Source organism: Weizmannia sp. FSL W8-0676, from assembly GCF_038593015.1.
In the GTDB taxonomy this organism is placed as follows: Bacteria; Bacillota; Bacilli; order Bacillales; family Bacillaceae_C; genus Weizmannia; species Weizmannia coagulans.
In genome coordinates this window covers 800,049-823,283 of record NZ_CP151954.1, presented here as the reverse complement: position 1 = coordinate 823,283, position 23,235 = coordinate 800,049, and the positions used below count along the sequence as shown (strand labels likewise).

Sequence of the window (23,235 nt, the reverse complement as noted above, 5' to 3'; positions counted from 1 at the left end):
CCGCACCATATGCGGGGGTTATTTTTAAAACCGGGCGTTGGCACGGCTTAATCAATCGCATTCCGGACTTCTTTCACCATTTCGGATACGGAGACGAGCCCGCCGCCGGAAAGGTACCAGTAACCCGGGTCAAGATAAACGATATGTTTGTTCTTGTAAGCATTCGTTTTCTTGACAAGGTCGTTTTCGATGACGCTCTTTGCGTTTCCGCCCTGCCCAATGGCTGCATCGCGGTCAATGACAAACAAATAGTCGGGATTGGTTTTCATGATATATTCAAATGACACATTCTGCCCGTGAATGGATGCTTTAATGTTTTTGTCCGCAGCCGGTACACCAAATACGTCGTGGATGAGGCCAAACCGTGAACCCGGTCCGAACGCGCTCACCTTTCCGCCGGTCGTCAGGACAATCAGCGCTTTGCCGTTCACTTTTTCCGCTTTTGCATGCAGGCTGTTGATTGAATCATCAATATCGGCCAATTGCTTTTTCACGGCATTTTCTTTATTGAAAATGTTGCCGAGCGTTTTCATATTCTGTTTAAAGGAATCCATATACTTCGTTGTATCCAGCCCCATATAAACGGTCGGGGCAATTTTCTTAAATTCCTTGTAGTTGTCCCGCTGCCTGCCGGAAATGATGATCAGGTCCGGATGGATTTCACTGATCTTGTCAAAATCCGGTTCCATGAGGCCGCCGACATTTTCATACTTGCTGCTTTTGTATTTTTTCAAATATGGCGGAAGATTGTCCTGCGGTACGCCCGTCACTTTAATGCCCAACTTATCCATTGAATCCAGCACGCCGAAGTCAAACACGACGACTTTCTTCGGATTTTCCGGAACTTTTGTGGTTCCGAGTTCATGCTTTACCGTTATTTTCTTTGATGAGGCACTGCTGCCCCCGGCGCTTTCTTTCGTTCCGCACCCGGCAGCAAATACTGCTAACAACAAAATCATGACTCCAGCTAAATAGCGCTTTCTCATCGCGAATCCCCTTTTCATCCGTAATATAAGCAAAACTTATTTTGACAGTAATCCTGAATTTGAATATCCATATCGTAAATTTCCTTTAAAACAGAAGGGCGAATGATGTCATCCGTTTTTCCCTGTTTCACGATTTTCCCGTCTTTCATCGCCACAATGTAATCCGAATAAAACGATGCAAAATTAATGTCGTGAATGACAATTAAAACGGTTTTCCCAAGCTCATCGGCAAGCTTGCGCAACACTTTCATAATCTGGACCGAATGTTTCATATCGAGATTATTTAACGGTTCATCAAGCAAAATATACTCGGTGTTCTGGGCCAGCACCATCGCGATGTAAGCGCGCTGCCGCTGCCCGCCGCTCAGTTCATCCAAGTACCGGTTCTCGTATTCTTCCAATTCCATATAACAAATCGCTTTATCAATTATTTTTTGGTCTGCATCCGTGAGCCGCCCCTCTGAATGCGGGAAACGCCCGAATGCGACAAGTTCCCTTACTGTCAGCCGGATGTTCATATGGTTGGACTGCTTCAGGATGGATATTTTTTTCGCCAGCTTTTTGCTGTTTGTATGGCTGACGGCCTCCCCGTCTATGTACACATCCCCTTCATCCGAAAATTCAAGCCGGCTGATGATCGAAAGCAGGGTGCTTTTCCCGGCACCATTCGGCCCGATAAAAGAAGTGATTTTTCCCTTTGGAATTTTGACAGACACATGGTCAATGACCTTCTTGCTCCCGTAGCTTTTTAAGACATTCATCACATTTACCATGCGCGACTCTCCTTTAAAAGTAAGTAAATAAAATAGATGCCCCCGGCAAAATTGATGATGACGCTGAGCGGAACAGAGAACTGGAAGACTCTTTCCACAAGCAGCTGCCCTCCTGCGAGGAAGACAACGCTGATCAGCATTGCACCCGGTATAAGAATGATATGCCGGTATGTATCAAAAAATTGATAAGCAACGTTGACAACGAGCAGGCCAAGGAATGTGATCGGCCCGACCAGCGCCGTCGAGACGGAGACAAGGACGACGACAATCAAAAGCAGATGCCGCACTACCCGGTTATAATCGACACCAAGGTTGACCGCCTGATCCCGCCCGAGCAGCATCACATCCATAAACTTGGCAAAACGCAAATAATACAACCCGCACAATACAACAAGCACAAAAGAAACCCACAGCAAATGGACATTCACATTGTTGAAGCTGGCAAACATTTTATCCTGCAGCACCTGAAACTCATTCGGATCAATCAGCATTTGCATAAAAGAGGTGAAACTGCCGAATAAAGTGCCAAAAATCATCCCGATCAAAAGCAGAAAATATATATTTTGCCTGCCCCGGCGAAGAATCAAATGGAACAAAACGGCAGAAAACAGCACCATCGCCACAAGTGAAACCACAAAATTGATATGGCTCTGCATTATCGTTAGCGTTTTGGTCCCCATTGCGAAAACGACCGCCGTCTGGATCATGAGATAAAGGGAATCCAGCCCGAGCACGTTCGGCGTTAAAATGCGGTTGTTCGTAATCGTCTGAAAAATAAGGCTCGAAAAAGCAATCGCACAGCCAGTCAGGATGATGGCGGAAATTTTCCGGATTCTTGACGGGATAATATAGTTGAAATCCCAGTAAGATCCGATGCAAATATATGCTGCAATAAGGCCTGCTGCGATTACGGTAAGCATAAGCAGTTTGGAACGGCTATGCATAAGCGTGCCTCCTCAGCAGCAAATATACAAAAATGCCGCTCCCGATGATGCCGGCTGTTAAACTGATCGGCACTTCATATGGATAAATGACAATGCGCCCCAAAATATCGCAAAACAGCAGGAACACCGCCCCAAGCAGCGCCGTAACCGTAATGCTTTTTTTCATATGGTCGCCACGGTAAATGGACACAATGTTTGGAATAATTAAGCCCAGAAACGGGATAGTGCCGACTGTCAGTACCGTTGCCGAAGTAATCAGCGCGACAAGGACAAGGCCGAGGTTGACCACCTGCTTGTAATTCAGGCCAAGGTTTTTGGCAAAATCTTCCCCCATGCCGGCGACCGTAAACCGGTTTGCGAACGCATACGCGACCAAAACGGCGGGAACTGCTAAATAAAGCATCTCGTACTTTCCTTTCAGCACGCCTGAAAAATCGCCTTGCAGCCATGAGGAAAGGCTCTGGATTAAATCGAATTTATACGCAAAGAAAGTCGATACAGAGCTTACGATATTGCCAAACATCAGCCCGACAAGCGGGATGAAAATCGTATCGTTCCATTTAATCCGGCCCAGTATTTTCATGAACAGCAAGGTGCCGGCCAGCGCAAAGCAAAAAGCAACCGCAATTTTGATCAGCGGGCTTGCCGCAGAAAACAGGATGATCGCAACCAAAATGCCGAGCCGGGCACAGTCCATCGTGCCGGCTGTCGTCGGGGAGACAAATTTATTTCTCGTCAACTGCTGCATCACAAGGCCGCAGATGCTCATGCCCATGCCCGCAATGATAATGCTGATCAGGCGCGGCAGGCGGCTTGCCAGCAAAATTTCCGTCTGCTCCTTGCTTAAATGGAGCATATCCGCCGGTCTGATATTTTCTGCGCCGATGAAAATTGAAATGATGGACAGGACGGCAAGCAGGGGCACTAAATATCTTTTTTTCATTCCATTCGTACTCCCCCGTTCCTTTTGTCAGCTCGTTGTAATTGATTTTCATTATCAATGATAATTATATTGATAGTGAGAATCATTGTCAATTATATTTCCAATATTTTTATTGTGCTTTCCGTCGTATCCGGAATGGTTGGCATCATGGCCATTGAAAATGCACCCGGCCTCTTGAAAAAGTTTCTGTACGCCATTTTTTTCATAAAAAAAACGGCGGAACCTCCTTTTGGAAGTTTCCACCGCTTTCATTTTCCTCTCATCCCACCTGGTTCGGTTCCCCGTTGAGGTTGTTTTCTACGGTCAGGATGCCGAGTTCATGATGTTCGCCTTCATAAAGCGCGCCCTGGGCAAAGCGCATCTCCCCGTTCGTATCGATGACTTCCAGTTTGCAATAAGCCGGGCTTTTTTGCAGGGCACGGTAAAATTCATCCATATTGCGAACGGGCTCACCGTTGCATTTGGAAATCACTTCACCGATGGAAAGCCTCATTTTTTCCGCTTTTGATCCCGGTATGATCCCTAAAATGATCATGCCGTTGTTCTGCTGTGTAAAATAATACGGCGCGTTGTTTTCACGCATCCGGTGGTGAATGGAGATCCATGCTCTCGCGACAATGGCAAAAACGGCTGCTACTGCAGGAAAATAAGGAAAATAGAGCCCTGCTGCTCCGATTGCGGTCGTCATGATGCCCGCCCAAATAACCCAGGTTCCGATCCGCTTCAATGCAGACTGCGGTAAAGTGCTCTGGATTTGGTGCTGGAAACCGATTAAAAACGGGACAAGCACCAGTGAAAACGTATGCCCACCCCAGTTCACAACAGGCCACCATGAAGCGTTGACCGAAAGCGGGCCTGCGGGCAGAAAACAAACGACCGGCACAAGCCAGAGTTTTTTGGCCACAAATGCGCCGACATTCAAACCGCGCCGGCTTTTCCGCAGTTTCGGGGAAACATGCTTCGTGCCGCTTGTCCTCAACAGCACGCCTTCCGCTAACAAAAGAAGGCCTGCTAAAATGGAAAGCCCGGCAACCATCGCATCGGTTATGCCGCTCATCCAATCCGGCAGTTGAACCGGCAGCCATGTGAAAACAAAAAACAGGAGTACCGGTATGCCCGCGGTAAATGCCGGTGAGAGAAACCGGAACTGGCCCACGAGCGAAAATAAAATCGTCGCAGCCGCCACCGCAGCAAGAACAGGCCATGACACTTGAAACCCTGCCGCCACTGAGAGAGCGGAAAGGATCAGCCCGCATACGAGCCCGGCAGGAAATAAAGACCGCAGTTCAAGCGATCCTTTATAAATCCTGATATGAAAATCGTTTCTTTCCCGCTTCACTCTTGCCGCACCAGAAACGAGCGCGAGCAACAGCGCATAATAGAATACCGGATGGAGAAAAAATCTTCCGATGCCCTTCAACACTTCAGTGAACCAAATCTGTTCCAACCGAAACACCATCCCCTGCACGTACCATACTTGTAGTATTATTTTAGCAGATTTTGGCGAAAAGCGCTTCGAAATTCCGGGTTTTTTTCCAGGCTCACAGATTTTCTGTCCAAACCGGCATCACCGCTTATGCAACTGCTCCGGGAGTCTTCCTCATGCCGGCACCGCGCCATTCAAAAAGCTGAAACAAGCCAGAAATTGGCAAAAACATGAGGAGCGAGAGCAGGAAGAAGCAAATTTGCTGAATGTTGGCTTGCAGCCCGGCCCGCTGAAGCGGCGTTATTTGCTGACAACCTTTAACGCCACTTGCAGCTGCAAATCATTTTTTTCCGCGCGCGCCATTTTGTACAGCGATTTTTCCAATTCGTCAGCCGTTTTTTGATTGATGCTGCCGGTTACCGGAAGGCCTTTATCAAACTGGAACGCCTTAACGGCATTTTCCGTCTGGATATCGAAATAACCGTCTTCCCTGCCCGGCGAAAAGCCAAGGCTCTTTAGCATTTGCTGGGCGGTTTTGATTTGGGCGTTGTTCATATCCTTTTTCAACATGCGGCTGATTTGCAAAGCCTGGGCGTCGAAATAATCCGGCTGTTTCACTTCAATCGTCGGGGCAATGCCTTTATGATGGATCCAGTGGCCGTCGGGCGTAAGCCATTTAAACATGGTCAGTTTGATGATGCTCTCATCTTCCATCGGCACCGCTTCCTGCACCGTCCCTTTGCCAAATGTCCTGGCGCCGATTAATGGATAATTTTCCGTTTCATGAAGCGCTGCCGCCATAATTTCAGAAGCGCTTGCGCTACCTTTATCGACGAGGACCGCAACCGGATAAGCCTTTTTTTTCTTCAGTTTGGACACATACTGGACACGGTGCCCGCTCCGTTCCTCAATTTGCAAATACGGCTTGTTCCTTGTGACAAACTGCTTGAGAATCGCTTCAACACTGGAAAGAAGGCCGCCCGGATTTCCCCGTACATCAATGACAAGCCCTTCCATGCCGCGGTTTTCAAGTTTTTCGAGCTGCTGCGCAAAATCTGTTGCCGTATCTGTTGAAAACTGGGTAATGCCAATATAACCGATTTTTTTCCCGTTTGCCTTTTTCATTTTCGAGTAGACCGTGTCAAGCGGAATTTCATCACGTTTGACCGTCACTGTCATCTGTTTGCCGGAACCGGCCCTTGAAATGCCCAGCTTTACATTGGAGCCTTTTTTCCCTCTAATTCGTGTTGTCACTTCATATAAGTCCATGCCTGCCGTACTTTTTCCGTTGATTGTTGTAATTACATCTTCCGGGCGCAGCCCCGCTTTTTCGGCCGGGGAGTTTCTATAAGGAGAAACAATCAGTATTTTTCCGTTTTTTTTGGTGATTTCAGCGCCGATGCCTTGAAAAGAGGAATCCAGCGTGTCGTTGAATTGCGCAGCTGTCTCTTTGTCCATATAGACGGAATACGGATCGTCCAATGTACTGACCATGCCTTTGATTGCGCCTTCCACGAGTGTTTTTTCGTCAACTTTCCGGACATAGGAACTTTTAATTAATTGGTATGCCTGGGCAATTTTTGTGAGATCCGGCATATTGCTTGTCCCGCCGGTTGTTTCCTGGCGGGCGGGGGCTGCCTTGTCCTTTTGTGAAAACCATTGGCCCGCCGTATAGCCGCCGCCTGCACCGGCAAGCAGCGATCCCGAAATCGCAAGCGCCAGCCATTTTCGTTTCATGGTGATGCCCTCCTTGTACAAGAAGCGCCGCCAAAAAGCGGGGCTCTTCCTCTCGATAATTCAATATATGTACAAGCCGGGGGGCATATGCCGGGCAGCGGAAAAAGCCGGTGAAAGTCCCGCAGAAGGTGCAAAACAGGCTGCCGTGAAGCGAAAAAATGGGTGTTGCAAACGGGCTCCGGTTTCTTTAGGGGATACGCCATCCGGCCATGGCCATGCTGTCCACGAAACGGCACGAACGGCGGATGAGGCCATAAACAATTAGATTCAAAACGGGGTAAACCGTCACTTTCTCGCCAATTGGATTCAAAACAGGTAAAAAAAAGAAGCCTCTCCCGCCAAGCCGAGCAAGCGAAAACGGAAGAAGCTGAAAAGAGGTTGAGGGGTTCTCCCCTCGCTGAAATGCTATCTTAGAATCACAAAGGAACTTAAATCCGCCCGGATAACCGGTTCACGAAACGGCATCCAATTGCGGAACAGGCCGGTAACCTGCTGCAAAGTCTTCAATCATGGCGCTGGCTGTCGGAAATTTTCCGGCACCTGGGCCGGTAAGGGTAATTTTTCCAACCAGGCTGCCGTAAATGGTGACGGCGTTGTTGACGCCTTCCACCGCATAAAGGGCATGTTCGGAAGGAATAAGGACAGGCTTAACGGATGCTTTCAGCGTGCCGCCGTCACGGTATATGTCCGCAATATGCTTATAACGGAACCCCTTCCGATCCGCTTTTTCAATATCCGCAAGCGAGAGCCCGCCTATACCTTCAACTTCTACTTTCTCCCAGTCCGGCTGGGTTCCGAATACGAGCCGGCTTAAGATCATCAGCTTGCAAAAAGCGTCCTGCCCTTCCACATCATTGCCCGGGTCAGCTTCTGCATAGCCGTGCTGCCTGGCGATTTCCAACGCTTCTTCAAACGGAAGATGTTTTTCGCGCATTTCCGATAAAATAAAATTGGATGTCCCGTTTAAAATCGCCTGCACACGCTGGATGTCATTGACCTGAAGCTGCTGGGAAATCGTCCGAATCACAGGGATGCCGCCTGCGGTTGTCGCTTCATAACCGACAAACACGCCTTTTTCTTTCGCTTTTTCAAGCAGCACATTCCCATATCTTGCAAACATGACTTTATTGGCAGTAATGACGTGGCAGCCTTTTTCAATCGCTTGTAAACAGTAAGAAAAGCCTGGTTCTTCCCCGACAATCGCTTCAAACACGACTTCAAGGCCGGGAATGGCAAGAATTTCCCGGAAGTCCGTCGTGACGAGCACAGAACTGTCAATGTTCCGCTTTTTACGGGGGTTTTTGATCAGAACCGCTGCAATCTCTACCTCGGCATGCAGCTTTTCTTTCAGCTGCTCCCGGTGGGTCCGGACGGCTTCATACACGCCCTGGCCGACCGTCCCGAAGCCGAGCAGCGCTGCTTTAATCACCCTCATTTATCCAAAAACCTCCCTGCAATATAGCGCTATTCGCCTCTGAAGCGTTTTGTTCATTTAAAACATCAAGCGGCCCGGCGGTCTCCGGTGCAGCCGGCACCCATAAGCTCCCGATCCGGAACAGGTGTGCAGGCCGTCCGTGCCGACAAAATTGTATAGTGGGATCAGCCCGGAACGGATCCCGTGCAAGTTTTCCGGATCGCCTGTTGGCATTCGCCGTGGCGGCCTTCGCACGAACCTGCCTGGCCCGTTACCTGCTTTTACCGGGCTGTAACGGCCGTCGCTTTTGTAATGGCTTGATCGAGGTCGGCTGTCAAATCTTCGACGGCTTCGAGCCCGACAGACAAGCGGATCAAATCACCCGTGACCCCTGACTTTTCCAGTTCTTCATCGCTCAGCTGCGAATGCGTAGTCGTTGCTGGGTGGATGATCAGCGATTTCGCGTCGCCGACATTCGCTACATGCGACCACAGCTTGATATTGTCGATCACGCGCCTCCCTGTTTCCCGGCCGCCTTTCACACCGAAGTTAACAATGGAGCCGTAGCCGCCGTTTAAATATTTTTGCGCCAGCTCATGGGACGGATGGTCTTCAAGGCCCGGATAATTGACCCATGCAACATCCGGATGGTTTTTCAGAAATTCCGCGACTTTCAACGCATTTTCGTTATGCCTTTCCACGCGCAAATGCAGCGTTTCAAGCCCTTGCAGGAATAAAAAGGCGTTGTCCGGGCTTAAAGCCGGCCCGAAGTCGCGCAAAAGCTGAACGCGAAGTTTTGTGGCGAACGCAGCCTGTGCCGTGTCGACGCCGTAGCGCAAGCCGTGGTAGCTCGGATCCGGTTCGCTGAAGTCCGGGAATTTCTCTGTGTTCCAGTCAAAATGCCCGCCGTCAACGGCAACACCGCCGATCGCCGTTCCGTGTCCGCCGATCCATTTTGTCGCCGAATGGACAACCACGTCCGCTCCCCATTTGATCGGATTCGAGCCATACGGAGAAGCAAACGTGTTGTCGACAATCAAAGGAATGCCGTTTTCATGGGCAACTTCCGCCACTTTTTCCACGTCGAGCACCTGCAGGCTTGGGTTGCCGATAATTTCCGCATACAATGCTTTCGTTTTCGGGGTGATCGCCTGGCGGAACGCTTCAGGGTCAGACCCGTCCACAAACTTGACGTTAATGCCGTATTTCGGCAATGTCACGGCAAACAAATTATATGTGCCGCCGTAAAGATTGCTGGCGGATACGATGTCGTCGCCCGCACGCACAATATTCAAAATGGAGAAGGCAATGGCCGCCGCGCCGGATGATAAACCGACAGCCGCCGTTCCGCCTTCCAGTGCGGCAACGCGTTTTTCAAACACATCCACAGTCGGATTGCCAAGGCGGGAATAAATGAAACCTTCTTTTGATAAATTGAAGACGCCCTCTGCATGTTCTGTATCCGGAAAAACGTAAGAAGTCGTCCGGTATACCGGCACGGCGCGCGAGCCTGTCGCCGGGTCCGGTTCCTGGCCCCCGTGCAGCAATAAAGTTTCCGGTTGTAATGATGATTGTGTCATTTTTAAATCCTCCTGGTTTTTTAAAATTTTCCTGCGAAAGATGGAAGAGGAAATGAAAAACCCTCTTCGTAAGGGAAGAGGGTTACAATGTATGTAAGTTCCTCCCTTATCTTTCAGACGCATGTCTGTAGGAATTAGCACCTTTTCAGGCAAATGCCTGAAGGTTGCCGGGCTTCGCAGGGCCTAGTCCCTCCGCCGCTCTCGATAAGAGTTTCTTTTCATAATTCAATTTTGAATGACTTATTGTTTAAGATTATAGAAGACCAATGGCAAACCGTCAACCTTTTTTTGAAAAATTTTCTTTTTCTTCTACAAAATTGGCGATAACAGCCGGGAAATGGACTCTTTAAACCGTACATAAAGCGGCCGGTTCTGGTAAACATGGAGCGTTAATTCGGTTGATTTGGCCATGTCGTCCCGGAAAATGCCGGCAAGTGTGCCGGAAAGCTCGCGGTCGTACAGCACGGCGTTCACTTCAAAATTGAGGCGGAAACTGCGCACATCAATATTGGCCGTGCCGACGGAAGCAATTTTCCCGTCTACGACAATCATTTTCGCGTGGATGAACCCATTTTGATAAATGTACACTTTGACGCCCGTTTTTAACAGCTGGCCGATGTTGGAAAGCGTCGCCCAGTAGACAAACATATGGTCCGGTTTATTTGGAATCATAATCCGGACATCCACTCCGGATAAAGCGGCAAGCGTCAGCGCGTTCAGGAGGCTGTCATCCGGAATAAAATACGGTGTTTGCAAATAAATATATTTTTTGGCGGAATTGATCATTTTAATATAGCTGTTTTTAATCTGCTCCCATTCGGAATCGGGGCCGCTTGAGACAATTTGGATATCGGTTTCCCCCTGCGGCGGGATGACCGGGAAATAACGTTCTTCATCTCTTACATCGTGCGGTGACGCCTGATTCCAGTCCAAAATAAAGCGGGTCTGCATGGCATAAACAGCGCTCCCGGCAATCCGTAAATGCGTGTCCCGCCAATAACCAAATTTTTTATTCAGGCCAAGATACTCATCCCCGACGTTAAAACCGCCGATATAACCGACCCGTCCGTCGATAATCGCCAATTTCCGATGGTTTCTGAAGTTGACGCGCAAATTAATGAGCGGGATACGGGCAGGAAAAAAGGACGCCACTTCCCCTCCGGCTTCAATCAGCGGCCGGAAAAATTTGCGGCGGAACAGCATCCGCGATCCCATATCATCATAAAGCAGCCGCACCTTTACGCCTTCTCTTGCTTTTTGGGACAGCAGTTCAATCAATTCATGGCCGAGACGGTCATTCCGGAAAATATAATATACAAGATGAATACTGTCTTTTGCATTCCGGATGTCTTCAAATAAAGCCTGGAATTTTTTCCTGCCGTCTGTGAAAATATCGACGTGATTGTCCTGGGAAAGGATCGCCCCGTCATTCATCAGCAGCATATAAACGAGATCCTTATACTGGGCTGTCCGCTCATCATGAAACGGAAACCGGTTTTCGCGCAGCAGTTCAATCTGCTGCTGGGAAATTTCCTTAATGCCGATCTTCTCCTGTACCTTCCAGTCAAAAATTTTCCGGCGGCTTAAATTTTGCCCGAATACCAAATACAGGATAAAGCCGGCAATCGGCAGGAATAGCAGCACCAAAAGCCAGGCCCAGGTTGCGCCGACATCCCGCCGTTCGAGGAAAATAACGGTTCCTGCCAGAATAAAATTCAAAAGAAACAAGATAACCAATAGTACCGTTACAATCATTGCGTTCTCCTTTTCGTACACCCTTTGTTCCTGTTGTAGGTTTGTTCCCGGCCGGTATCCGGGAACACGGTGAAGTGTTTTGAAATTGATATAGGATATGTTTGCGCAGCAAAAATAACAATTGTATCATACCATAATATTTGCGTCTTACCTATCATACAGCACTTTCCCTGCCATTGCATGCAAAAAGAACCGCACCAATAGATACGGTTCTTTTTCACGCCTTTATTAAAAGTTAACGTAGTTTCTCGGGTTTTGGGCACCGGCATGTGGCGGCGGTGTCCAGCGGCCGTTATAAATTTCAAAGTGAAGATGGGGCCCTGTTGATTCCCCGGTATTTCCCATTGCGCCGATCTGCTGCCCTTTGCTAACGTGCTGCCCGGTGCTGACGCTGTACGAGCTCAAGTGGGCATAAACGGTCGTGTACAACTTCCCGTTAATATAGTGGGTGATCATGACGCAATTCCCGTATGAAGAAGAGCGGTACGCCCTGAACACGACACCGTCGGCTGCAGCGACAACCGGTGTCCCGATGCTGTTGGCAATGTCAACGCCCGGATGGAACCCGCCGGAGCGCTCGCCGAATCCGGATGAAATATATCCGGATGCCGGACGTGTAAAGGCCCCGGAAGAGACTTCCGGAAGCGGCCCGCCGGAATGGCTCCCAGAACTTGGGCTGGCCGATGATGCAGCGCTGGTTGTTCCTGCTTTCGAACCTGTTGATCCTGCATTCGTATTCGTTTGAGCCTTTGCTGCTGCATCTGCTTTTGCCGCCGCCTCTTTTCTTGCTTCAGCCTGCTTTTTCGCAAACGCAATCGCTTTTTCAATGGAAGCTTTCTGGTCAGCCAGGATGCTCTTTTGTTCACTCAGCGACATTTTCTCTTCTTTGAGGCTATCTTTTTGTTTGTCCAGCTGTTTGATTAACGCCGATTTCTCGCTCTCATCCTGTTTCAGACTGTCTTTTAATGATTGTAAATCAGACAGCATCGATTCCAAATCGGACAGTTTCTTCTCTACTGATGCCTGTTTGTCTTTTAAATCCTGTTCATCTTTTTTCTGTTCTTCCAAAATTTGCCGGTCTGCTTCAACCAATGTCTTCATTGCCGAAAAGCGGTCAATAAAATCACCGACGCTTTTCGCTTCCAAAAAAACATCCAAATAATTAACCGAACCGCCGCCGTTTTTCTGCATTGCGCGGGCGCGGTCTTCTAAAATGGCGTTTCGGTCTTCAATCCGCTTTTTGATTTCGGCGATATTTTTCTTCAGATCAGCAATCTGGCTTTTCGTTGTGCTGATATTCTGTTTCTGCTCGCTGATTTTTTTGTTCGCCAATTGAATTTTCGATTCAATGGCGTCAAGCTGGTCACCGAGAGAAGCCTGCTTGTCTTGAATGTCGGAAATCTGGTTTTCTTTTTTGTCCATTTCGGATTGGACATTGGAAAGTTTACTCTCAATCTCGCTTTTTTTCTGCTGTAAATCTCCTGCCGCACGCGCATTGGACTGGTAGCCGAACAGGCCGCCCAAGCTGAGCGTGCATACAACGGCAGCAGGCAGAATGGAACGCTTCTTCATCTTTTTCCCCCTCAGAGCAATATGGTTTTGTTTTATGTATCCGGGGACGCAACGCCCCGTTTTTCCTATGTTTTAAAACGAACGGAAAAGGGTATAGCATAAAAATCAGGCGGACGCGACCGGAATACACCCCTGCCGTTCCCGTTACACTTTCAAATAACGGCGGATCGACATCGAACTGCCCCAGATTCCGATGCAGACGCCAAGCACGAGCAGCAGGCCGTCTACGCCGTAAATGAACGGGCTGATATCAAGCATATGGATAATATTGTTTTGAAGCTTCGGCTCCACGATTTTATAAACGGAGTAATAGCCGAAGGAAATCAGCACAATCGGCAGAATGGACCCCAGGATCCCGAGCCAGAGCCCTTCGAGAAGAAAAGGCCAGCGGATAAACCAGTTTGTCGCCCCTACCAGTTTCATAATCTCGATTTCTTTTCTTCTGGCAAAAATCGTAATTTTAATCGTATTCGAGATAAGGAACATCGCCGTAAGCAGCAGGGCAATGATTAACACAACCCCGACATTGCGGCAGATACTTAAAACATGGAACAGCTTTTCCACTTTTCCTTTACCGTAAATGACGGATTCGACATGGTCCATTTTTTGAATTTGCGCTGCAACTTTCGGCGTGTCTGTCGGCTGCTTTGTTTTGACAATAAATACATCATACAATGGGTTGTCCTGCTGGAACAGTTTAAAATCATCACCCATTCTTTTAACCAATTCTTTTAATTCCTGTTGTTTAGAAGAAAACTTGACAGAATTGACGGCGTTCAGACTCTCAATCTCGCTTTTCAATTTTTCCCTGTCGGCAGCCTTTGCCGCTAAATCGATATGGACGCGAATTTCCACGTCGTTTTCAATATCGGAAGCAAATTTATTCATGTTCAGGATGATCACAAAAAATACGCCGACCAGAAGCAGGGTAATCGTTACGGCACTTGCCGATGCAAACATCATCCAGCCATTCCGGCCAAGGCTTTTAAAACTTTCCCGGAAGTGCCGTTTGAGCGTATTAATCTTCATAACCGTAACCTCCCAGCTGCTCATCGCGCACCACTTTCCCGCCTTCAATGGCGATGACGCGGTGCTTGTTTGTGTTTACAATATCACGGTTATGGGTAGCCATGACAATCGTTGTCCCGGTTACGTTGATGTCTTCGAGGATTTTCATAATGTCCCATGAAGTTTCCGGATCGAGGTTTCCTGTCGGCTCGTCCGCAATAACCACTTTCGGCATGTTGACGATGGAACGGGCGATGGAAACCCGCTGCTGTTCACCGCCGGACAACTCAGAAGGCAGCATTCTTGCTTTATTTTTCAACCCGACCTGGTCGAGTACTTCCATAACGCGGCTCCGGATATAGGAAGGTTCCTGCTCGATCACTTCGAGGGCAAACGCGATATTTTCATATACAGTCAATGTCGGCAGCAACTTAAAATCCTGGAATACGACACCGATCTGCCGCCGGAAATAAGGAATCCGTTTGTCCCGGAGCTTTGAAAGATTGACGCCGTTCACGATGACATCCCCTGCTGTCGGCTTTTCTTCGCGGTAAATCAGTTTGACGAGCGTGGATTTGCCTGCGCCGCTCGGGCCAACGATATAAACAAATTCGCCCTGGTTGATTTTTATATTTAACCCGCTCACGGCCATGACGCCGTTCGGGTACTTTTTATAGACGTCCTTTAATTCTATCATTTCCTCACCTGGCTTTTTCAATGTAGCGTGCCGAAATGAAAAATGTGTCAACGGCACCGGCAAAAAACGCCAATTTTTGCAATACCTGCACACCCGTCCCTGTAAAAGAGCCGTACAGGATGATTTGCTGTAAGAAAAGGCTGCGTAAAAGCCTTTCTGCATAAAATTTGACTTTTTTCTCTTTTCAACGCGCGAGAATCCGCATAATTGCTCGAAATTCGCACATTAACCATTATAGCATCCCTTGCCTTAAGCGACATTACAGTTTTGTTTCAAATTTCCTAATGGGGGTGAACACTTTTTTGATAGCTCAGGGTTTTTGGAACTTTTTAGTTTCTGAGATGAAGAAATGAAACATATAGGCCGGGACAAGCATCCGAATATAGCGTCAACTAGTCGCAGGGTTATCTCAGAGTATCTGTTGCATTTCAACTGCTTGATAAATAAAATTTACAGAAACCCTACGTCTCTTCTTTGAAAGCGGAGAGGCGGGGCTATTTATTCTTAGGGGTAATGACAAACTGGATCCTGAAAATGAAGCTGAGCTGTCTGCAATTTGCTCATCTATCGTTTTTCAAGTATATCCATAAAAAAACTCCCTGGATTTTTCCATAGGGAGATGATCACACAGCTATTTATATCATTTTCCGCACGCTCGTTTAGAATGAGAGGTGGAATGTTTCTTTCATAGATAGGTCAATTCGCCGTTTTCCATTTCTATTATACGGTCACACCTGCCCGCAACACTCATATCATGGGTTACCAAAATGATTGTTTTTCCAGAAGCTTTTAAGTCGTCGAGAACATTTAATACATACTCTGAATTTTTTGAGTCTAATGCGGCTGTCGGTTCATCTGCCAGAATAATTTCCGGATCGTTAATAATCGATCGGGCAATTGCGACTCTCTGTCTTTGGCCTCCGGATAAATTAGCAGCCAACTCATCCTTTTTATCCAGTATTCCAAAATCATCTAAAACCGCACGAATTTTTTCTTCAGCATTTTGTACTTTTTTTCCTTTACGATACAGAAAAGGAAGAGAAAGATTTTCCCTTACTGTGTATTTCTCAACTAATGCATAATCTTGAATAATAAACCCGAAAAGGGAATTTCTATAAAGCGACTTTTTTTTATCAGAAAAGTCATTACAGATGGCTCCCTCTATATAATATTGACCCGAAGTGGGTTTATCTAAAAGCCCCAATATGTTTAATAAAGTAGATTTGCCTGCGCCTGATTCCCCTATTACTCCTATCATTTCCCCTTTTTTCACAACTAAATTGATATTTTTCAGGACTTCTATTACACCCCTTTGTCCTTTATAGGATTTTGATAAACCTTTTGTTTGAATAATATAATTTGTACTGCCATTTGCCTCTGTCATTTATTGTTCGCTCCTTGCAAAGGAAATTAAGCTTTGTTTTTTTAATCTGTGCAGAGGAATACTTAAAAGAACCATATTAATCATGACGTTACAAATCACTGCAATCAAGAGGCCCATTGGAGATGAATTGTATTTAACAATATATACAATTGTGGGCAGAAGAGCAATCAAATCCAGAAAGCTGAGCTGCAAAAAGAACTCAATAAACAGATCCCTGGCAGTTGCTCCACAGCACATGCGAATAAGATAATCTCTTGCATTTGCCTTTAATATAAGCAATATTTTATTTCCTGTCGTTAAAATTGCAATCACAATAATTCCAATTAAGAGGGATAATGAGATAAAAAGACCTTTTTTCACTTGTTTCAGGTAATTGGAAACATTGTTGCTAACCTTTTGGAAATTCATATCAAACAGGTTTAACTCTGCCGATTTTTTCTCGATTTCTTTAACTTTTGCTGCGTCTTTTGAGAAAACAACAAGAGAACCAAGAGCCATGTCTAAATTTGCAAAGGAATCTAAAGAGGACGTGTCCAGTAAGCGAAAATATGTATAATTTAATGAATAGTTATATCCAATATCATAAAACGAGGGACGGCTTTCATTATTTTTCAGGACACCAACTACTTTATATTTTATTTTTTCTCCTGTATTGGGGTCAATCATATTATACGTATGATTCAATTTATATTTATCCTTTAATTCAAACCCTACAATGATCGGCACATTATCATCTTTTGGAGTTAAATCATCTTTTGTAAAATTTCTTCCCATTACTGTCTTTATGTTAAATAATTCAAAGAAATACAAATCGGTGCTTGCTTGTAATATTTCTTGGTCCCCCGCAAATTTACCTGTTGGATAATCCCAATAGGAATATTTTGTAAAGTTGTCAGAAACAAAATCATATAGATCCTTCATACGGGAAATGGAGTCTGACTCCTCCATTAGTTTTGAAACTTTTTGATCCGAAGTTGAGTCAGTATTAACGTATACTTTATTACCGTCAATTGAATTAAAACGTTGCAACCCGTTAATTAAAATCGAACACTCATTGACAGTTAAGGATATCATGAAAATAATGATAACCTTCAATACAAAGAAAATTATAAACGACTTTTTATTCGAATTAAAATCTAACCAAAGAACTTTTAAATGATTCATTAGTTTACCCTCTTATCAACGAATACTATTCCGAAAAGTGATTTCCAACGTAATGGTTGTGATAATGAAGCAGATTATAAATAGAAAAACAAAAGATATAAAGGACATTTTAACTACGTAAAAATAGCTTATTTTTATAAAAATGAGTAATATTAATAATAATACGTTTAGAGCCCTTGCCAAAATGCTATATCCCCTGAAACTGTAAGCAGTCAGACAATTAAAGGTCGTTGATTTATTCCACTAAAGAAAGAAGACGTTTGTAGGAACATTGTGACAAATGTAAAAAGAAATTGTGAGTTTTTGATTTTAATGGGGTAAATTTATTTATGATAAGTGTCTAAATTTTTCCATTTTGGTCGGTTTTGGGCGGGTTTCAATAGATTAAGCTACTCATTCCTGTGGTAAATATTGTAAAACGGAAAAGGATGATTTTTTTTGAAAAAAAAGAGCCATGAAAGCCACTCCTTTGTTAAGATATAAGTACGACCAAATATCCAGGGAGTGATTTCATGACTATTTCTATTCTAACACAAACCAGAGACTTTTCAATACAACAAAATTTGATTCCCCACAATTGGCAAGACTATGCCGATATACCATTTGTCATTCCAGCCATGTGTTTCCCATGGGAGATTTTTAAGCCGATTGAACGAGAATACTACACCCTTTTATATTTGCACCTAAAAAATGAAAGAGCACATGATCCTTCTAATGAAATACAACCGGCACTATTTTCAATAACGGAGGAAGAAGACAAGTCTGCGTCTTCATTATTTCATCTCCCTTCCACTGGGAGAAAACCGCATCCTTTCATGCCCTTTTTTCGTGCTTTTGAACTGGCCTCTTTACAGTATATTGAAGTGATGGTGGAGAGTGTCTATTTGCAAGTGAAATCAAACCCGCTATTTGCCACCATGTGTGGATTTACGGAGAAAATTCCGAGCTACCGTTCCTTTGCTCGTTTTGATCAAATCATGACAACAAATGGTCTTTGGGAAAAAGCCCGGCTATTGGTTGTTGAATATAATAAAGGGGAAGGCGTGGTTGAAACGAATGAGGAAGCAGCCGCCGTGGATACATCGCATATAGAGGCAGAAGCAACCTTGAATAAAACAAGGAAGACGTGTTCTTGTGAGGGTGATTGCGATTGCCCCAAAGTCCTTACGGACGACAATGTAGGGGTAATGCGTAAAAGTAATGCAGTCTCCTATATTGCGCATAAATTATCAATGGTATGCGGGGTGAGATCCGGTTTGCCTTTGACGCGGGAAGTATTTAAAGGAAATACACCCGATGGGAAAACATTAGAACCGACATTGGAAACGTTTAAGACAGAGCACCCCGAGATGGCTGAGCAGTTGAGCTTTATCCTGGCAGATGGAATCTACCAAACGCCGGAAAATCAAAAAGTGACAAAGGATGTATTACAGGCGAAATTGGTGGCACCGATCAATCCACGGAACCGTAAAGATAAACCAACTACCGCCCGGGGGATTGAAAAAATCAACCGGTACGGCACTCCCATCTGTATCAGTGGACATAAAATGGAACTTAGAGGATCTGATCGGGAAAAGGGGCAATATATTTACACTTGTCCTGTATTTCATCCAAATGCCAAGCAAGAAGGTCTCACCTGCCCGCTAGCGAATCACGCGGAATGTTGTAATGGGGCAGCACAAGGAAGAGTATTTAGGATAGACTTTGATCAAACGCCTCAAGTAGATGTCGAGTTGCCGCAACATGGGCGCACATTTGAAGTGTTATATAGTGCCAGGACGATCATCGAAAGAATCTTTGGCATTCTAAAAGACGGATACATGTTTTTTGCAAGAAAAAAGTGCAGAGTATTGCAGTATATAAATTCGTTTATACCGCATAAAAATTCAATCTGAATTCTCGCTATTAAGGGCTTGACATGGAGCCTCTGCAGCCATGATTCTTTTGCCAAGCGGCCAGCTGTAACAGATTTGGCAAACCCAAACAGGTTATCATGGCTACCCCTCCATGTAAAGCCCCTCTGCATAACCATTTGCATAGAAATTTTGCACATCTCTGCACTTTAATTTTGCAATAAACAGATACAGTCTCCGTCGTGTTCACAAGCGTGGGAAACAGGCAGTTGAAGCTCATGTAGATCGATGCATGATATCTATGCATATCATGGCAAATATGGCGTACCATCAGACAGGAAAGGCCAATTGTGGATGGACACGCAATCGACTGCAAAGAGCAAATTAAGTTATTCACAGGTGGATATGTGAATAACTCAAATGAACGTTTTCTTTCCACAAAGGGTAGTGAAAAAAACCATTTTGTGAAGGCGGGATACGTATGCCCTTTTTTTGAAGAAAAATGACCGTTTTACTTCTATTGAATTGAAAATCTGGATGAAAAGGCAAAAAAATCGGGATAATTAATTTTCCAGAGCCTCGCTCAAGGGTATATTTTTATTTTGGCAGAGGCTCTTAAAAAAAAATATGAAAAACAACTAATAATAAATAAGGTTAAGATAAATTCAAAGATAATATTATTTTTCGTTGCTCCAACGGCCCGTTTTATCGTTATTTCTTTTTTTCGCTTCTTAATCCAAATATCTAAAACATTATATGTGCCCAATAATGCAATTAAAAGCAGCATTGGCAGAATAATAATAGGTATTGGCAACGAAAAAATAACTTTATTAAATATAAAGAAAATAGATTCAATAATTGAAAGATTTTTAGCTTGTTCAAATACATCCTCCGGCAAATCAACATATGAGGAGTATAGAAGAAAGCAGGCCCCCGTGAATATAATAAAAGAGAGCAAAAGCATTAGAAAAATTTGAAAAAAATATGGCGTGTTGACATAACGTCTCATGAGAACGGTCCTTTTTAATAAATTTGTAATATGTAACTACTAAGAATTTTTTCAAAATCACCCGAGAGACATGGAAGAATTTGGAATGTTATGCAAACGTATAAAGATTACTTATACGTTTGCATAACAATAAAGTTTATTAATTTTATCTGTATACCCAACCGTAGTTGAATTTCGTTGTATGTTTATTTCCCCATAATGGAGAGTCCCAACATGTCGCGCTTGTCGATACAATTGAATTACCAGAAGTTTTTGTAGCTGTATATTTACGACCGCCAATAACAGATTTTCCGTTTCTAGTGTAATTAATATAAGCACGTTTTACATACTTTCCTGCTTTTAATCCATAACCAGCTTTTTTAGGGACTTTATAACTTGGTTTAAATTGGATATAGCCATTATATTTGACTTCCAATATTTCTGTACTTTTAGCATAATTAGTCGATTGTGCGAGTACCGGAATCCCCCCCATAAATAAGAACAAAGCCAGTAAGATTGTCACAAGCGATTTTTTCTTCATGAAAATTCTCCCCTTCCAATTATAATTTTTATTTCGGCAGTGCCATATATACTGATATTGCCAAAAAAATTAAACCAATTACAAGTTCAATCCCAAATCTTGCTGTCTTGTTTTTCCTGTACTTAAAGCTGTTCACAAGAAGAACAATGCCAACAACAAAGCAAAAAAGCATGACCCAAAACCCCATGATTTTCCCCTCCGCATTCTTCCATAAAGATCAATTGACTCTCAATTTCTCGTTCATTTTCAAAGACTCATAAATATTGATCTACACCAAATAATTATCACTCCTCCACATTTAAATGGAATACACCAAAGAGTCTCTCTTTGTGCAAACCTCATTTTGGTTGACTATAGGACTGTTGCATCGTATGAATTTATTCCCTGTATTACAACCAATTGGAATTTTTTTTACATTATAACACACGGCTTTTATATTTGTAAACGTTTAATTTTATTTTTTCGTTTTTTCAAAAAGCTCGCGTAACGCTTGCCTTTTTAGCCCATACTGAGCCGATATTTTTGCAGTTGCTGTAGAAAAATTTCCACTTATACCAAAAAACGGGCCGGTTTTCCGGTCCGTTTTTGTCAGTGCGCCGTGCATGGCGATTCGCTAGGCGGTGTAAGTCCGCTATGGGGGTAGGTAGCGACCAACCATTAGCCAAGAGCAAGGGTGTCCATCGTGAGATGGAATCTGAAGGAAGCTGGAGGCAAAATTCTGACCCGAGGAACACGAACATCATTAGGCGTACTCTCACAGGGTAAGGCTGCTGAACAAGTCAAAGCCCAAAAGCTATCCGGATGTGGAAACGTAAATGGTGCGGGTACATGGAATGAAAGTGAATCACCTTACCACGGGAGGTCTCACGGACAGGTGGAAACAGAGTATGAAACCTGGTTGAAACAAGATTTGCCGTGAGAAGTCAGCAGAAGCCATAGTACGGAGATGCCTGGGGCATCGAAGGAAGGGCTGAACTAAAGGAAGTGGAAGTCAATGAAAGTTACCGAAGAAACGAACAAATGCAGAAAACAGGAAGAAACCTGCTGTCAAAAAGATACTGCGGAACAGGAAGGATATGACAGAGGGCATAGTTTCAAGAGGATAACCGAAAACAACACCACTAACACCAACAGACAGAACGAATGGATGCTTGAACGAATCCTTTCAAGTAATAACCTGCACCGTGCCTATAAAAAGGTAAAGAAAAACAAAGGTGCGGGCGGTGTCGATGGAATGAAAACAGGTGAACTTTTGGCATACCTAACTGAACACCAGAGGGAACTCGTCCTCTCCATTCGAAATGGGACATACAAGCCCCAACCCGTTAGAAGGGTAGAAATACCAAAAGACAACGGAAAAACAAGGAAACTTGGAATACCAACGGTAGTGGACCGAGTCATCCAACAAGCCATTTCGCAGGTCCTAGTCCCTATATATGAAAGAAAGTTTTCAGACAATAGCTATGGTTTCCGACCACATAGAAGTACACATCAGGCACTTCTCAAGTGCCAAAGGAATGTAAATGAAGGATACCAGTATGTAGTAGATCTGGACTTAGAACAGTACTTTGACACGGTAAACCATAGTAAGCTTATCCAGATATTGAGTGAAACAATTCACGACGGACGTGTAATCTCCTTAATCCATAAATTCCTAAATGCAGGTGTTATGATCAAAGGGGTAAGGACAACAAATGATTTCGGTGTTCCACAAGGAGGACCACTAAGTCCGCTTCTTGCCAATGTAATGTTAAACGAATTGGATAAAGAAATGGAAGCAAGAAATCACCGATTTGTCCGTTACGCTGATGATGTGATCATATTCTGCAAAAGCCGAAGAAGCTGTGAAAGAACATACCATAACATTCTCCCATTCATTGAGAAGAAATTGCGACTCAAAGTGAACCGAGAGAAGACGATGATCACACATATCAGAAACATCAAATTCTTAAGTTATGGATTCTACCTTTATGAAGGAAAATGCAAATTCCGGGTACACCCGAAGGGTGTTCAAAAATTAAAGGAGAAAATTCGCACAATCACAGGAAGGAGCAACGGATTAAGCGTAGAGGAAAGAAAGAAAAGGCTAAATGACACTGTCCGAGGATGGGTAAATTACTACAAGCTAGCGGATATGAAAAGTCTGGTAACCAGACTGGACCAATGGACACGAAGAAGAATGCGAATGGTAACTTGGAAAAGATGGAAGAGAGTACGCACAAGATTTTATTGGCTCAAGAAATTAGGGATCAATAAAAGAAAGGCGTGGGAATGGGCTAACACAAGAAAAGGCTACTGGAGAATCTCCGGCAGCCATATCTTAGCCAGAACCCTTACAAACGAACTCTTCCGAAGAGCAAGGTATATAAGTTTTCTGGATTATTATCTGTCTGTACGGTCGTAAACTTTAGAACCGCCGTGTACGGAACCGTACGCACGGTGGTGTGAGAGGTCGGCTAATCAAATAATG

Annotated in this window: 19 protein-coding genes and 1 riboswitch; of the genes, 3 read left to right on the top strand and 16 right to left on the bottom strand. The window is 44.7% G+C overall.

Features of this window, described 5'->3' with window-relative positions:
* Window positions 1–47: 47 nt before the first annotated feature.
* From NST20_RS03855 to NST20_RS03790, 14 genes are all read right to left on the bottom strand, one after another.
* Entirely contained in the window at window positions 48–986 is a 939-nt protein-coding gene (locus tag NST20_RS03855) for a siderophore ABC transporter substrate-binding protein (protein ID WP_342400106.1), read from the bottom strand.
* A gap of 14 nt (window positions 987–1,000) precedes the next feature.
* Complete coding sequence (locus NST20_RS03850; protein WP_017553920.1) at window positions 1,001–1,759, bottom strand: ATP-binding cassette domain-containing protein; 759 nt, start codon at window positions 1,757–1,759, stop codon at window positions 1,001–1,003.
* Entirely contained in the window at window positions 1,753–2,703 is a 951-nt protein-coding gene (locus NST20_RS03845; protein ID WP_195850625.1) for an iron chelate uptake ABC transporter family permease subunit, read from the bottom strand. The genes NST20_RS03850 and NST20_RS03845 overlap by 7 nt, the downstream gene beginning before the upstream one ends.
* Window positions 2,696–3,646, bottom strand: a complete 951-nt coding sequence (locus tag NST20_RS03840; protein ID WP_342400105.1) for an ABC transporter permease — start codon at window positions 3,644–3,646, stop codon at window positions 2,696–2,698. Before NST20_RS03840 ends, NST20_RS03845 begins: the two co-directional genes overlap by 8 nt.
* Window positions 3,647–3,905: 259 nt before the next feature.
* Window positions 3,906–5,093 (bottom strand): PDZ domain-containing protein, encoded by a 1,188-nt coding sequence (locus NST20_RS03835; protein ID WP_342400104.1) that lies wholly within the window; start codon window positions 5,091–5,093, stop codon window positions 3,906–3,908.
* A gap of 279 nt (window positions 5,094–5,372) precedes the next feature.
* The gene (locus NST20_RS03830; RefSeq protein ID WP_061086702.1) at window positions 5,373–6,809 is read right to left on the bottom strand and encodes a S41 family peptidase; all 1,437 of its coding nucleotides are present in this window, start codon (window positions 6,807–6,809) and stop codon (window positions 5,373–5,375) included.
* A 451-nt stretch (window positions 6,810–7,260) separates the two neighbouring features.
* Window positions 7,261–8,244, bottom strand: coding sequence for a homoserine dehydrogenase (locus NST20_RS03825; RefSeq protein ID WP_340702388.1), 984 nt, complete (start codon window positions 8,242–8,244; stop codon window positions 7,261–7,263).
* Window positions 8,245–8,504: 260 nt separating this feature from the next.
* A complete protein-coding gene (locus NST20_RS03820; RefSeq protein WP_029142515.1) occupies window positions 8,505–9,803 on the bottom strand; it encodes an O-acetylhomoserine aminocarboxypropyltransferase/cysteine synthase family protein in 1,299 nt (432 codons plus the stop codon).
* 103 nt (window positions 9,804–9,906) lie between these two features.
* Window positions 9,907–10,014: riboswitch (SAM riboswitch) on the bottom strand.
* A 98-nt stretch (window positions 10,015–10,112) separates the two neighbouring features.
* A complete protein-coding gene (cls, locus tag NST20_RS03815; RefSeq protein ID WP_342400103.1) occupies window positions 10,113–11,558 on the bottom strand; it encodes a cardiolipin synthase in 1,446 nt (481 codons plus the stop codon).
* 228 nt (window positions 11,559–11,786) lie between these two features.
* Window positions 11,787–13,130: a peptidoglycan DD-metalloendopeptidase family protein gene (locus NST20_RS03810; protein WP_342400102.1), complete on the bottom strand. Its 1,344-nt coding sequence runs from the start codon at window positions 13,128–13,130 to the stop codon at window positions 11,787–11,789.
* 144 nt (window positions 13,131–13,274) lie between these two features.
* On the bottom strand, window positions 13,275–14,159 hold the full coding sequence (gene ftsX / locus NST20_RS03805; protein WP_013858634.1) for a permease-like cell division protein FtsX: 885 nt from the start codon (window positions 14,157–14,159) through the stop codon (window positions 13,275–13,277).
* Window positions 14,149–14,835 carry a cell division ATP-binding protein FtsE gene (gene ftsE / locus NST20_RS03800; protein WP_013858633.1) on the bottom strand — a complete coding sequence of 229 codons (687 nt, stop codon included), beginning with the start codon at window positions 14,833–14,835 and terminating at the stop codon, window positions 14,149–14,151. The genes ftsX and ftsE overlap by 11 nt, the downstream gene beginning before the upstream one ends.
* 685 nt (window positions 14,836–15,520) lie before the next feature.
* Window positions 15,521–16,219, bottom strand: a complete 699-nt coding sequence (locus NST20_RS03795; protein WP_202622427.1) for an ABC transporter ATP-binding protein — start codon at window positions 16,217–16,219, stop codon at window positions 15,521–15,523.
* Window positions 16,220–17,383: an ABC transporter permease gene (locus NST20_RS03790; protein ID WP_161655475.1), complete on the bottom strand. Its 1,164-nt coding sequence runs from the start codon at window positions 17,381–17,383 to the stop codon at window positions 16,220–16,222.
* Window positions 17,384–17,895: 512 nt separating this feature from the next.
* Here NST20_RS03790 and NST20_RS03785 point away from each other — a divergent pair.
* Both NST20_RS03785 and NST20_RS03780 read left to right on the top strand, forming a co-directional pair.
* Window positions 17,896–19,278 carry a transposase gene (locus tag NST20_RS03785; RefSeq protein WP_342399745.1) on the top strand — a complete coding sequence of 461 codons (1,383 nt, stop codon included), beginning with the start codon at window positions 17,896–17,898 and terminating at the stop codon, window positions 19,276–19,278.
* A gap of 560 nt (window positions 19,279–19,838) precedes the next feature.
* A complete protein-coding gene (locus tag NST20_RS03780; RefSeq protein ID WP_342400101.1) occupies window positions 19,839–20,213 on the top strand; it encodes a hypothetical protein in 375 nt (124 codons plus the stop codon).
* Between the two features lie 177 nt (window positions 20,214–20,390).
* On the opposite strand, the gene NST20_RS03775 is transcribed toward NST20_RS03780, so the two are convergent.
* Together NST20_RS03775 and NST20_RS03770 are read right to left on the bottom strand one after the other, a co-directional pair.
* Window positions 20,391–20,765, bottom strand: a complete 375-nt coding sequence (locus tag NST20_RS03775; protein WP_328013734.1) for a hypothetical protein — start codon at window positions 20,763–20,765, stop codon at window positions 20,391–20,393.
* Window positions 20,766–20,793: 28 nt separating this feature from the next.
* Window positions 20,794–20,952, bottom strand: coding sequence for a hypothetical protein (locus NST20_RS03770; RefSeq protein WP_200897832.1), 159 nt, complete (start codon window positions 20,950–20,952; stop codon window positions 20,794–20,796).
* Window positions 20,953–21,759: 807 nt separating this feature from the next.
* Here NST20_RS03770 and ltrA point away from each other — a divergent pair.
* Window positions 21,760–23,169 carry a group II intron reverse transcriptase/maturase gene (ltrA, locus tag NST20_RS03765; RefSeq protein WP_013860158.1) on the top strand — a complete coding sequence of 470 codons (1,410 nt, stop codon included), beginning with the start codon at window positions 21,760–21,762 and terminating at the stop codon, window positions 23,167–23,169.
* Window positions 23,170–23,235: the final 66 nt, after the last annotated feature.